The following is a 12,559-nucleotide window of genomic DNA, read 5'->3' on the forward strand; positions in this document are numbered from 1 at the left end:
AGCATCGCTTCCTGCGCCTGAGAAAGAATCAGTGCCGCACGTCCAGATTTCCTTGCCATAATCCGCCTCCGTCAAGAGTTGCAAATGAATTATGGCAATTATCTGCTATTATGTAACTTTATTGTTGGAACGAACTACTAGGGGCCTGGGCGGTTCGTGCATGGCTTTCACAAGCGTGATCACCGAGCCAGAACCCACGCGGGCCGAGATCGACGCCTTGCCCGGCCCTGCGGTGCTGGAGTTCGGTACCCCGCAGTGCCAGTTTTGCCGCGCGGCGCAGCCGTTTGTCGCGGCGGCTTTCGCCGGCCATGCGCTGGTTCATCACATCAAGGTCGAGGACGGTAGCGGGCGGCGTCTGGGCCGCTCCTTTGGCGTCAGGCTGTGGCCGACGCTCGTGTTCCTGCGTGACGGCCGCGAGCTGGCACGACTGGTGCGCCCGGCCGGCGAGGCGGTCATTGTTCAGGCGCTGGCCAGCTTAGAACTTGTCCGTAAATAATTGAGGGCCGCGTTGGGGCGCAATCGGGATGAGTTGCTCGCCAACATCACGCAGCATGGGCTGGGTGCCCATGCAAGGGATTTGGTGGGCAAATCGCCCGATTTCGCCCCAACCCGAAGGGCAAACGGATTTTCGGGCGGTCTGCGGCGTTGCAAATTCAGGCAAGGCCACCAGCCTTGCCTTGGATTTTGCGCCTTGCATCCCATCCCGAATATCTATTTGCGCGACCCTCAATTATTTACGGACAAGTTCTTAGACCCGCCCGCCTGACCCTGCCGTCCCGGCGCCTGAGCGGCGGGGCACAATGAGAGCCATGAAAGCACCCCCCAGACTGCAGTCCCTGATCGAAGAAGGCCTGATCGATACCGTTGTGCGCCAGCTCATGAGCGGCAAGGAAGCCATGGTTTACGTGGTGCGCTGCGGCGACGAGACGCGCTGCGCCAAGATCTACAAGGAAGCCACGCAACGCAGCTTCCGCCAGGCGGTGGACTACACCGAAAACCGCAAGGTCAAGAACAGCCGCCAGGCGCGCGCCATGGCCAAAGGCACCAAATTCGGCCGGCAGGCGCAGGAGGCCGCCTGGCAAAGCGCCGAGGTCGATGCGCTGTACCGCCTGGCCGCCGCCGGCGTGCGGGTGCCCACGCCCTACAACTTTCACGACGGCGTGCTGCTGATGGAGCTGGTGACTGATGAACACGGCGATGCCGCGCCGCGCCTCAACGATGTGCTGCTCTCGCGCGAACAGGCGCTGGCCCACCATGCCATGCTGATCCGGCAGGTGGTGCGCATGCTCTGCGCCGGCGTCGTGCATGGCGACCTGTCCGAATTCAACATCTTGCTGGGCCACCAGGACGGCGTGGACGGACCGGTGATCATCGACCTGCCGCAGGCCATTGATGCGGCCGGCAACAACCATGCCGCACGCATGCTGCTGCGCGACGTGGACAACCTGCGCCACTTCTTCGGCCGGGTTGCGCCCGAACTGCTGCCGACCGATTACGGCCTGGAAATCTGGGACCTGTACCAGCGCGGCGCGCTGCAGGTGGACACGCCGCTGACCGGCCGCTTCGAACGCCGGACCGCACCGGTGGACATGGGCAGCGTGCTGCGCGAGATTGACGACGCGCGCGCTGAAGAGGCAGCGCGCCGGGTGCGCATGCAGGTGGCGGGGTAAGGGACGAAAAGCCCGTTTAGCGCCGTGACGACACCACCATCCCGCCGACGATCAACAAAAATGCGATGCCGTGGTGCAGCCGGGGCCATTCGCCGAGGAAGGCGGCTGACATCAGCGCTGCAAACTGCAGCAGCGCGGCGGCGCTGCGCACGCGGCCTGCAAGCGCTGCGGTTTCGTGGCAGGATGCAGGCCGCACCCCTCTTCAACCGTATTTCAAGGAATTCACCATGGCCATGATCCGCTCCAAAGCCGTCCGTATTGACCAGCACGGGGGGCCCGAAGCGCTGAAGCTGGTGGACGTGGAGGTTGGTGAACCCGGTCCCGGCGAGATCCGCATCCGCCACAAGGCGGTGGGTTTGAACTACATCGACGTCTACCAGCGCAGCGGCGTGTACAAGCTGCCCATGCCGCTACAGCTCGGCATGGAGGCGTCCGGCGTGGTCGAGGCCATCGGCGATGGCGTGACCCACCTGAAGGCCGGCGACCGCGCCGCCTACGCCAGCCAGCCACCCGGCAGCTACTGCGAAGTGCGCGTCCTGCCGGCCAAGTGTGTCTGCAAGCTGCCCGATGACATTTTCTTCGACACCGGCGCCGCCATGATGCTCAAGGGCCTGACCGTGCAGTACCTGCTGCGCCGCACCCAGCCCCAGGGCGGGTTGCAGGCCGGCGACCATGTGTTGTTCCATGCTGCCGCCGGCGGCGTTGGCCTGATCGCCTGCCAATGGGCCAAAGCCATGGGCCTGCAGCTCATCGGCACGGCCGGATCGGACGAAAAATGCGCGCTGGCCAAAGAGCACGGCGCAGCTTTCACCATCAATTACACGACGGAAGATTTTGTCGCCCGCGTGAAAGAGATCACCGCAGGCCAGGGGGTGAAGGTGGTTTACGACTCGGTCGGCAAGGACACCTTTCTCAAGTCGCTGGACTGCCTGCGGCCCTTTGGCCTGCTGGCCAATTTTGGCAACGCCTCGGGCAAGGTCGAGCCGCTGGACATCGGCCTGCTGGCGGCCAAAGGTTCGCTGTATGTGTCGCGTCCCACGCTGTTCACCCACCTGGCCACTCGCGAGAGCACGCAAGCCATGGCCGATGAGCTGTTCGCCATGGTCAGCAGCGGCAAGGTCAACATCCGCATCGACCAGCGTTTTGCGCTGGCCGACGTGGCTGACGCGCACCGCTCGCTGGAAGCGCGCAAGACCACCGGTTGCACCATTCTGACGCTGTAGTCGCGGATGGCCGGGATGGACCCGCAATGGCTTGAAGCCCTGCGCGCCAGCGGCAGGCGGGCGCCAGTGCGGCTGCGGGTGCCGCTGCTGGCCGGCGATACGGTGATCGGCTCGGTGGAACCCGATTTTCTAAGCAAAATCAGGCTCCAGCCCATATCGGACGGGCGTGAACAGCTATCAAAAACAGAGCATTTGGGTAGCTCGGCCTGGCGTTTGCTGGGTGAGCCGACTGCCGCGCTGGGCGCGCTGGCGCTGGCCCTGCGCGAGGCCGGCCTGGCCCACGCCTGGCGTGACGAGCAGCTCGCGGTGACGGATCACCAAGGCCTGCGTATCGGCAGCGTGGAGCGGGCCGTGGTCCGCGTGCTGGGTATCTCCACCCCAGCGGTGCACCTGGTCGGACGGGCCGAGGACGGCCGCTTCTGGGTGCAGCAGCGGGCCTGGAGCAAGTCCAACGATCCCGGCATGTGGGACACGCTGATGGGCGGCATGATCAGCGGCGCCGACACCCTGGCCAGCGCACTCGGGCGCGAGACCTGGGAAGAAGCCGGCTTGCGTCTTGAGGACCTGCGCAACATCGTTCACGGTGGTCATGTCGACATCCACCGCCCCTGCGACGACGGCCACGGTGCCGGCTACGTGATCGAGCGCATCGACTGGTACCACGGCACCGTGCCGGACGGGCAGGTACCGGTCAACCAGGACGGCGAGGTTGAACGCTTCGTGCTGATGGATGCCGGCGAGATGCTGCAGAAGATGCACGCCGGTGAATTCACCCGCGAGGCAGCGCTGATCCAGGCTGCGCTGCTGGCATAAGCGCCAACGCCTCGGGTGGGGGCCTTAAGACACCGCGCGGCCTATTTCCGGCCAGCGGTGGTGCAGGTAAAGCCAGGCCACCAGCCCGATCAGCATCATCAGCAGCGAAACCGCTGCCAGCGCCACCGTGGAATGCATGATCAAAGGCGCAATCACGCCGGCCACGATGCCGTTGGCGGTGGAGCCGATAAAGGCCTGCAGCGACGAGGCCATGCCGCGCCGCTCGGGGTAAAGATCCAGCACCAGCAAGGTCACCACCGGCACCATCAAGGCCCAGCCGAACGCAAAGACAGCAATCGGAAACAGCGCCCAGGACACATGCGCCTTGAACAGCAGGTTGGCCAGCAGGTTCAGCACGGCGACCACCAGCATGATCACAAAGCCGTGGCGGATTTGCTGCTTGGGCGCGATCTTGCCGGCCAGGCGTCCGCTGAGCCAGGCGCCGGCCATGATGCCGGCAATCGTCAGCACGAAGAACCAGAAGAACTCGGTGGGGGCGAGCCCGAGGTGCCCCTCGAGGAATTCGGGCGCCGCCAGCACATAGAGAAACATGCCGTTGAAGGGCACACCGCTGGCCAGCGCCAGCAGCAGAAAACGCGGGCTGGAGCCGAGCTGCCAGTAGCCGCGCATCAGGTGCCTGACGTTGAAAGGCTGGCGCTGCGTAATATGCAGCGTCTCCGGCAACAGCCGGTAGTTGGCGGTCCACAGCAACACGCCGACGCCGGTCAGGAACCAGAAAATCGCGTGCCAGTCCAGGTGCACAAACAGCCAGCCGCCGATGATGGGCGCAATGGCGGGCGCCACGCCGAAATAAATCGTCACCTGGCTCATCACCTTTTGCGCCTGCGCTGGCGGAAACATGTCGCGGATCACCGCGCGCGAGACCACAATGCCGGCGCCGGTGGACAGGCCCTGCAGCGCCCTGAAAAACACCAGATGCTCAATGCTTTGCGACAGCGCGCAGCCGGCCGACGCCACGGTGAACATCGCAATCCCCCACAGCACCACCGGACGGCGGCCAAAGCTGTCGGCCAGTGCCCCGTGGAACAGGTTCATGAAAGCAAAGCCGAACAGGTAGGCCGACAGCGTCTGCTGCATCTCGACCGGCGTGGCGCCGAGCGAACGCGCGATGCCGGCAAACGCCGGCAGGTAGGTGTCAATCGAAAAAGGCCCCAGCATGCCCAGCAGCGCCAGCAGCACCGCCAGCATCCAGCGCGGCGCGCGCCATAACTGGTCGGCGTTGGGGTTCATGCCGGGCCTTGCTGCAGCTCAGCGGGGCAGATCATCAGTCAGCACGCTCTGGCGCAGGCGGTTCGGCGCCAGAGCGCCGGCAGAATCGAGGATCGGGTAGGCGATGGAGCAGATGTGCGAGTTGATGCGCTTCAAGTCGCTGATCAAATCAATATGCAGCGAGCTGGTTTCTATGCTCTGCATGGTGTTGTCCGAGAGCCGGCCCAGGTGGGTGGTGGCGTAGGCGCGTTCGAGGTCGCGAAAGCGCGCTTTTTCTTCCAGCAGTTTTTGCGCATCGCGCACGCTGCCGTTCAAAAACACGCTCATGCTCAGGCGCAGGTTGTCGATCAGGCGCTGGTGCAGCTCGCAGATTTCGGCCATGCCGGCGTCCGAGAAACTGCGACCTGGCTTGATTTTCTTGTCTTCAATGTCAATCAGCACGCGCTCGACAATGTCACCGATCTGCTCCATGTTGATGGTGAAACTGATGATATCGGTCCAGCGCCGGCTTTCTTCTTCGCCCAGTGCCTCGCGCGAGATTTTGGTCAGGTAGTACTTGATGGCAGAGTACAGCTCGTCCACCGTGTCGTCCAACTTGCGCAAGTCTTCGGCCAGGCGCAGGTCGTTTTTACGGATGACCTCCAGCATGCCGATCAACATGCTTTCGACCACATCGGCCTGGTGCAGGGCTTCGCGCGCCGCGCAGGAGATTGCCAGTGACGGCGTGGCCAGCGCCGACGGGTCCAGGTGCTGAGGCCTGCCGCCGGCTTTGCCTTTGACAGGAAGCGGCAGGAGCTTTTCGACCCAGCGTGCCACCCAACGGGTAGCGCCGATAAAAGCCAGGCCGACCGCCAGGTTGAAGGCCAGGTGGAACAGCACCACCATCGTCGCGGTTGCGCCGAGGTAGGGCGACACATGGCGCAGCCACAGGCCGATGAAGGGCGCGGCGATCAGCACGCCAAGCAGCTTGAAGATCAGGTTGCCCAGCGGCACCTGCCGCACCTCGATGGCCGAACGGGCCGTGGTCAGCACCGCCAGCAGGCCGCTGCCCAGGTTGGCGCCCAGCACCAGTCCCAGCGCCACGTCTGGCGGAATCACGCCCGAGCTGGCCAGCGTGGCCGTCAGCAGCACGATGGACAGGCTGGAATACGACACCACCGCCAGCACCGCGCCCACCGTGATTTCAAGCAGCAAATCGCTGCTGAGTGTGCCCAGCAGGGCCTTGACGGCCGGGTTGGCGGTGAGCACGCCGGTCGAGTCGGTGACCAGCCGCAGCGCCAGCAGCATCAGCCCCAGGCCGATCAAAATGCGCCCGACGCGCCCGACGTTGGTGGCCTGGCGCGAGATGAACAGCACCACGCCGGTAAAAATGAACAGCGGCGACAGCCAGGACAAATCGAACGAAAACAGCACGGCCATCAGGCTGGTGCCGATGTCGGCGCCCAGCATGACCGCCAGCGCCAGGGGCAGCGCGATCAGCCCTTTGCCGACGAAGGAAGAAACAATCAGCGCAGTGGCTGTGCTGGATTGCACCAGTGCCGTCACGCCAATACCCGACAGTGCGGCGGTGAAGCGGTTGCCGATGCTGCGCGACAGCACCTGGCGCAAATTGGCCCCGAACACGCGCAGGATGCCGGTGCGGACCAGATGGGTGCCCCAAACCAGCAGCGCTATGGCTGCCAACAGATTCAACAAATGCTTCATGGCTTCTCAGTCACTATACGCCGGCGTTGTGTGCGATCTTTGGCTCTGCAGGGACCGTCATGTTGCGCTTTCCAAAACCGCGCCAGGACATGACACGATTGCCAAGCACCTCAAAACTTGAGTCACCGCCATACACCACAAGACCTGGCGCGCTGCGTGCGCCAGCGTGGCGGCGAAAGCGTTCGCAGCCGCTTAACCAGTCGGTCGTGAAGGTAGTGCCGGACTTGATTTCTACCGGATGCAACAAACCCTGGTCCGCGTACAGCAGGTCAACCTCGGTGCCATGGTTGTCGCGCCAGAAGTAAATGTCAGCACTCAAGCCCTGGTTGAAGCGGTGCTTGAGGGTTTCGGCCAGCACCCAGGTTTCAAAAATGGCGCCGCGCAGGGCGTGGGTTGCCAAAGCAAGTGGACTTTCCACGCGCAGCAGGTGGCACAACAAACCGCTGTCCAGAAAGTACAGTTTGGGCATTTTGACCAGGCGCTTGCCAAAATTTTCATGCCAGGGCTGCAACAGGCGAATCACATAACTGGCCTCCAGCACACTGAGCCATTGCCTGGCGGCACTGGTGCTGATGCCGCAGTCTGCGCCCAGCGCCTGAATATTGAGTAGCTGGCCTGAGCGTGCGGCGCACATCAGGATGAAGCGCTCAAAACTTGCCAGATCGCGGACCCCCAGCACCTGCCGCACATCGCGTTCAATGTAAGTGGACAGGTAGGCCCGGTGCCAGTCAGCGGGCTCAATGCCCCGGCTACTGAGGCTGCGCCTGCGCTGGTCGTAGAGCGCCGGGTAGCCGCCCCTGAACATCAAGTCGTTCAACAAGAAGTTGGGAAGGTTGGGGGCAGTCGTCATTTCAGCCAGTGAAAGTGGCAGAAGCTCTACCAAACCGACGCGCCCGGCCAGCGACTGTGAAATGGATTCGAGCAAGCCAAATTGTTGCGACCCGGTGATGATGAAATCGCCCATGATGCCCCGGTGATCCACCGCACCTTGCAGGTAAGACAGGAGTTCGGGCGCGCGTTGTATTTCGTCAAGCACGGCACCGTGGGTGAACTGCCCCAGAAAGGCGCGCGGATCGGCCTGTGCGATGCGTCGTGTATCGACGTCTTCCAGCGTCCAGTAGAGTTTGTTTGGAAAGACTTGGCGAGCCAGCGTGGTTTTGCCGGACTGGCGTGGGCCGGTGACTGCCAGCACCGGAAAGCCATGGGCCAGGCGCTGCACAGTTGAAAGGGCAAGTCTGGGAAGAACCGCCTCAGGCGATTGGGTAACTTGGCTCGTTTCGAGAATGTTCACTTGTACAATATGACTTTTAGAAAGCTATATTGTACAACTTGTCAGGTACGCCGCACTCTCATGAGCTCATCCAGTATCAGGCAGACGGCACCGATGGTGATGGCGCTGTCGGCAATGTTGAACGCCGGAAAGTGCCAGCCCGCATAGTGAAAGTCCAGAAAGTCCACCACGTAGCCGTGCAGCATGCGGTCCACCACGTTACCGACGGCACCACCCAGAATGCATGACAGGGCAAATGCAAACAGTTTTTGCCCGGGGTGCGACTTGAGCATCCAGACAATAAAGAGCGCGGCGGCAATACCTATGCCGGTAAAAAACCAACGCTGCCAACCGCCCGCATTGGCCAGAAAAGAAAACGCGGCGCCGCTGTTGTGCACCCGCACCACGTTGAAAAAGCTGGTCACGTAGGTCGCGTCACCGAGCTGGTAATAACCCAGGATCAGCACCTTGGTGAACTGGTCGGCGATAAAAAGAATCAGCGCCAGGCCGAGCCAGGGCAACATCGCGGCAGAGGTTCTGGAGAAGGTGGTTTTGGGCATGGTGAATCTGCTTAAACAAACTGGCGGTCTTCGCCGGTGCCGAACAAGTTGCTGGTGCAGCGGCCGCAAATGGTCGGGTGTGCCGGGTCATGCCCGACATCGACCCGGTAGTGCCAGCAGCGCTCACATTTTGTATAAAAACTGGCTTCGACCCTTATAGATTGTGCGTCGCCAGCTATTAATTTGATAGCAGATGTGATGAAGACAAACTTCAAATCAGCACCCAGGCTGGCCAGCAGCGTGTGGTCAGCCTGCGCCACTTCGAGCGCCACATTGGCTTGCAGTGAAGAGCCGACCTTGCCGTCGGCACGCAGGGCTTCGATGTCTTTGTTGACGGCATCACGCAGCTCGCGGATGCGGCTCCATTTCGCCAGCAGGGCGTCATCGGGCGCAGCCAGATCGGCATAGGTTTCCATGAAGATCGACTCGGAGCTGCCAAACACCGTCCACGCCTCTTCCGCCGTGAAGCTCAAAAACGGCGCCATCCAGCGCAGCATGGCGTGTGTGATCTGGTGCAGCGCGGTCTGCGCGCTGCGCCGGGCCAGCGACTTGGGAGCCGTGGTGTACAGCCTGTCTTTCAGGATGTCGAGGTAGAACGAGCCCAGGTCTTCGCTGCAATAGATTTGCAGTTTGGAGACCACCGGGTGAAACTCATACACCTCGTAGTGCGCCAGAATGTCGGCCTGCAGCTGCGCCGCACGGCTCAGCGCATAACGGTCGATCTCCAACATCTGCTCATACGGCACGGCGTCTTTCGCCGGGTCAAAGTCGCTGACATTGGCCAGCAGAAAACGCAGGGTGTTGCGGATGCGGCGGTAGGCGTCCACCACGCGCGCCAGGATTTTGTCGTCGATGGCCAGGTCCCCCGAGTAGTCGGTGGATGCGCACCACAGGCGGATGATCTCGGCGCCCAGCTTGCCAGACACCTCTTGCGGCGCCACCACATTGCCTTCGCTCTTGCTCATCTTGCGGCCCTTGCCGTCCACCGTGAAGCCGTGTGTCAGCAGCCCCTTGTAGGGCGCATGGTCGTACATCGCGCAGGAGGTGAGCAGCGAGGAATGAAACCAGCCGCGGTGCTGGTCGTGGCCTTCCAGGTACAGGTCAGCCGGCCATGTGGATTGCGCCGCATGGCTGTGCTTGAGCACATGGTCATGCGTGGTACCCGAGTCAAACCAGACGTCCAGGATGTCGGTGCTCTTGATGTAGTCGGGTGCATCGGCACCGATGATGGACTCGGCCGTGGCCTTGCTCCAGGCCTCCACGCCGCCGGCCTCCACCATGCGGGCTGCCTGGTCCATGATTTCCATGGTGCGTGGGTGCAGCTCGCCGGTGGCGGTGTGGATGAAAAACGGCAGGGGCACGCCCCAGTTGCGCTGGCGGCTGATGCACCAGTCGGGCCGGCCGGCGATCATGCCCTGCAGCCGGGTTTTGCCGTTTTCCGGGTAGAAGCTGGTTTCCTCGATGGCGTTCAGCGCGAGCTTGCGCAGGGTTTGCGCTGCCTTGTCTTTGGTGAACACGCCTTCGCCTTCGTCCATGCGCACAAACCACTGGGCCGCAGCGCGGTAGATCACGGGCGTCTTGTGGCGCCAGCAGTGCGGGTAGCTGTGCGTGATGTTCTCTGTGGCAAACAGGCGGCCGGCGTCGCGCAGGGCGTCGATCACCAGCGGCGCGGCCTTCCAGATGTTGAGGCTGCCAAACAGCGGCAGCTCATCAACATAACGGCCGTTGCCCTGCACCGGGTTCAGGATGTCATCGTAGGCAATGCCATTGGCCACGCAGGAGTTAAAGTCTTCCACCCCGTAGGCGGGGGACGAATGCACGATACCCGTGCCGTCGTCTGCGGTGGCGTAGTCGGCCAGAAACACCGGGCTCAGGCGGCGGTAACCGGCATCGACGTCATACAGCGGGTGTTTGAAGTTGAGTAGCGCCAGGTTTTTGCCGACCGTGGTGGCCAGCACGGTGCCGGTGAGTTGGTAACGCGCCATGCATTTTTCCACCAGCACAGCAGCCAGCAGCAAAATGCCGCGTTCGGTATCGACCAGTGCGTACTCGAGTTCAGGGTTCAGGTTGAGCGCCTGGTTGGCCGGGATGGTCCAGGCAGTGGTCGTCCAGATGACGGCGTAGATGGGTTTGGCGGCGCTGCCCCTCACCCCAGCCCTCTCCCCGGAGGGGCGAGGGAGCAGGTCGTCTCGACGCCCTCTCTCGCCTGCGGGAGAGGGCGGGGGTGAGGGCTCCCCTATTCCAAACGCCGCCAGCAACTTGTCCGGCTCAGCACATTCAAACCCCACATCCAGCGTCTGCGATTTCTTGTCGGCATATTCGATCTCGAACTCGGCCAGCGAAGAGCCGCAGTCGAAACACCAGTACACGGGTTTCAGGCCGCGGTACACAAAGCCGCGTTCCATGATGCGTTTGAGCGCACGGATTTCATCGGCTTCGTTGCCGGGGTTCATGGTCAGGTAGGGGTTGGCCCATTCACCGAGCACGCCCAGGCGCTTGAAGTCCTCTTTTTGCGCCGTGATCTGTTCGGTGGCAAAAGCGCGGCTTTTGGCCTGCACGTCGTCTCTTGAAAGATTGCGGCCATGAAGTTTTTCAATGGCGTTTTCGATCGGCAGGCCGTGGCAGTCCCAGCCGGGCACATACACCGCATCCAGCCCCTTGAGCTGGCGTGCTTTGACAATCATGTCCTTGAGGATCTTGTTGGCAGCGTGGCCGATGTGGATCTGGCCGTTGGCATAGGGCGGCCCGTCGTGCAGCACAAACTTCGGTTTGCCCGCACGCACGTCGCGCAGCTTTTTATAAATGCCCTTGTCGTCCCATTCCTTGACCCAGCCCGCTTCGCGTTTGGGCAGGTCGCCGCGCATGGGAAAAGGCGTGTCGGGCAGGTTCAGGGTGCTGCGGTAATCTGTTTTGCTGTCGGACATGGGATGCTTTTGTTGATGCGGCCTGATCAGGCAGGGCCGCCGGAATGCGGATCGGGAAGACAAGCCGTTTGCCCTGGAAGGGGCAGGGGCCAGAGGCGACGAGATCGTCTAAATTCGGTCGCGTGTGGTCTGGCGGCTGGTTTCCGTGTGCATGGACGCTGAAAACGACTTGGACGCCTGGGCAAAAAATGCCCGTGCGTCCTCGCAGTCCCTGGTGATGCCCGCCTGGAGGGCATCCAGACCGTCGTATTTCAGTTCGTCGTGCAGTTTGTGTAGCAGTTCCACACGGATGATTTTACCGTATGCCTCCTCGGGGCCGAGGCTGTCGGGCCAGGCCAGGCAATGGGTCTCCAGCAGCACCCGCCCGCCGTTGACGTCATCGGGGTCCAGCGAGGGCCGGATGCCGAGGTTGGCCACGCCGGGCAGGGGGTCGGGCCCCAGGCCGAAGACCTGCACCGCAAAAATCCCGCTGGCAGCCGGCTTCCAATGCGAAAAGCGCAGGTTCAGTGTGCGAAAACCCAGGTCGCGCCCGAGTTTGCGGCCATGCACCACATGGCCGGAGATGCTGTAGGGCCGGCCCAGCAGGCTGGTCACGCGGCTCATCTGGCCCTGGGCCAAGGCCTCGCGTACGGCCGAACTCGACACCCGCGTACTGCTCACTTCGTAGCTGTTCATGCGGGCGACATCGAAACCCAGGCGTTCGCCGGCGGCATCCAGCATGGCGTAATCGCCCGTGCGTTTGGCGCCGAAGCGAAAATCGTCGCCCACCAGCACGTAACGTACACCGAGGCCCTTGACCAGCACATCATCGATGAAGGCGTCGGCCGGCTGAGCCGCCAGCCGCGCATTGAAGGGCAGCACCACACACTGGTCAATACCGCAGCGCGCCAGCTCGGTGAGTTTGTCGCGCAGGGTGGCAATACGCGCCGGCGCCAGCTCGGGTTTGCGCGCAACGGCAGCAAAGTAGTCGCGCGGATGCGGCTCAAAGCTCATCACGCAGCTTGGCACGCTGCGGTGCTGGGCCTCGTTTTTCAGCAGCGCAAGCATGGCCTGATGGCCGCGGTGCACGCCATCGAAGTTGCCGATGGTCAGCGCGCAATGCGCCGCAAGCCGGGGATGGTGGTAACTGCGGAAGATTTCCATCCTCCCGATTATCGTTTTAATA

Annotated in this window: 10 protein-coding genes and 1 pseudogene; 4 read left to right on the top strand and 7 right to left on the bottom strand. The window is 62.6% G+C overall.

The genetic code is table 11. From position 1 onward, the window contains the following. Nucleotides 1-160: 160 nt before the first annotated feature. Together Q8O29_RS18925 and Q8O29_RS18930 are read left to right on the top strand one after the other, a co-directional pair. On the top strand, nt 161-496 hold the full coding sequence (locus Q8O29_RS18925) for a thioredoxin family protein (protein ID WP_305565650.1): 336 nt from the start codon (nt 161-163) through the stop codon (nt 494-496). Between the two features lie 313 nt (nt 497-809). Beyond that, nucleotides 810-1,670, top strand: a complete 861-nt coding sequence (locus tag Q8O29_RS18930; protein WP_305565651.1) for a PA4780 family RIO1-like protein kinase — start codon at nt 810-812, stop codon at nt 1,668-1,670. A gap of 16 nt (nt 1,671-1,686) precedes the next feature. On the opposite strand, the pseudogene Q8O29_RS18935 reads toward Q8O29_RS18930, so the two are convergent. Next, nucleotides 1,687-1,794: pseudogene (locus tag Q8O29_RS18935) on the bottom strand (EamA family transporter); the annotation flags it as partial. A gap of 103 nt (nt 1,795-1,897) precedes the next feature. Here Q8O29_RS18935 and Q8O29_RS18940 point away from each other — a divergent pair. Continuing rightward, nucleotides 1,898-2,893 carry a quinone oxidoreductase gene (locus Q8O29_RS18940; protein WP_305565653.1) on the top strand — a complete coding sequence of 332 codons (996 nt, stop codon included), beginning with the start codon at nt 1,898-1,900 and terminating at the stop codon, nt 2,891-2,893. A 15-nt stretch (nt 2,894-2,908) separates the two neighbouring features. Beyond that, nucleotides 2,909-3,706, top strand: a complete 798-nt coding sequence (locus Q8O29_RS18945; RefSeq protein WP_371134281.1) for an NUDIX domain-containing protein — start codon at nt 2,909-2,911, stop codon at nt 3,704-3,706. A 24-nt stretch (nt 3,707-3,730) separates the two neighbouring features. On the opposite strand, the gene Q8O29_RS18950 is transcribed toward Q8O29_RS18945, so the two are convergent. From Q8O29_RS18950 to Q8O29_RS18975, 6 genes are all read right to left on the bottom strand, one after another. After that, nucleotides 3,731-4,957, bottom strand: coding sequence for a multidrug effflux MFS transporter (locus tag Q8O29_RS18950; RefSeq protein WP_305565656.1), 1,227 nt, complete (start codon nt 4,955-4,957; stop codon nt 3,731-3,733). Between the two features lie 18 nt (nt 4,958-4,975). Further along, on the bottom strand, nt 4,976-6,640 hold the full coding sequence (locus Q8O29_RS18955; RefSeq protein WP_305565658.1) for a Na/Pi cotransporter family protein: 1,665 nt from the start codon (nt 6,638-6,640) through the stop codon (nt 4,976-4,978). 13 nt (nt 6,641-6,653) lie between these two features. After that, nucleotides 6,654-7,931 carry an ATP-binding protein gene (locus Q8O29_RS18960; RefSeq protein WP_305565660.1) on the bottom strand — a complete coding sequence of 426 codons (1,278 nt, stop codon included), beginning with the start codon at nt 7,929-7,931 and terminating at the stop codon, nt 6,654-6,656. A 41-nt stretch (nt 7,932-7,972) separates the two neighbouring features. Next, a complete protein-coding gene (lspA, locus tag Q8O29_RS18965; RefSeq protein WP_305565662.1) occupies nt 7,973-8,470 on the bottom strand; it encodes a signal peptidase II in 498 nt (165 codons plus the stop codon). A gap of 11 nt (nt 8,471-8,481) precedes the next feature. After that, nucleotides 8,482-11,394, bottom strand: coding sequence for an isoleucine--tRNA ligase (gene ileS, locus Q8O29_RS18970; protein WP_305565664.1), 2,913 nt, complete (start codon nt 11,392-11,394; stop codon nt 8,482-8,484). Between the two features lie 108 nt (nt 11,395-11,502). Next, nucleotides 11,503-12,537 carry a bifunctional riboflavin kinase/FAD synthetase gene (locus Q8O29_RS18975; protein ID WP_305565665.1) on the bottom strand — a complete coding sequence of 345 codons (1,035 nt, stop codon included), beginning with the start codon at nt 12,535-12,537 and terminating at the stop codon, nt 11,503-11,505. Nucleotides 12,538-12,559 lie beyond the last annotated feature (22 nt).

Source organism: Polaromonas sp. (assembly GCF_030689685.1).
GTDB lineage: Bacteria > Pseudomonadota > Gammaproteobacteria > Burkholderiales > Burkholderiaceae_C > Polaromonas.

Coding starts and splice junctions, on each gene's coding strand:
- Q8O29_RS18925 (WP_305565650.1), top strand. CDS start 161: ATGGCTTTCACAAGCGTGATCACCGAGCCAGAACCCACGCGGGCCGAG.
- Q8O29_RS18930 (WP_305565651.1), top strand. CDS start 810: ATGAAAGCACCCCCCAGACTGCAGTCCCTGATCGAAGAAGGCCTGATC.
- Q8O29_RS18940 (WP_305565653.1), top strand. CDS start 1,898: ATGGCCATGATCCGCTCCAAAGCCGTCCGTATTGACCAGCACGGGGGG.
- Q8O29_RS18945 (WP_371134281.1), top strand. CDS start 2,909: ATGGACCCGCAATGGCTTGAAGCCCTGCGCGCCAGCGGCAGGCGGGCG.
- Q8O29_RS18950 (WP_305565656.1), bottom strand. CDS start 4,957: ATGAACCCCAACGCCGACCAGTTATGGCGCGCGCCGCGCTGGATGCTG.
- Q8O29_RS18955 (WP_305565658.1), bottom strand. CDS start 6,640: ATGAAGCATTTGTTGAATCTGTTGGCAGCCATAGCGCTGCTGGTTTGG.
- lspA (WP_305565662.1), bottom strand. CDS start 8,470: ATGCCCAAAACCACCTTCTCCAGAACCTCTGCCGCGATGTTGCCCTGG.
- ileS (WP_305565664.1), bottom strand. CDS start 11,394: ATGTCCGACAGCAAAACAGATTACCGCAGCACCCTGAACCTGCCCGAC.
- Q8O29_RS18975 (WP_305565665.1), bottom strand. CDS start 12,537: ATGGAAATCTTCCGCAGTTACCACCATCCCCGGCTTGCGGCGCATTGC.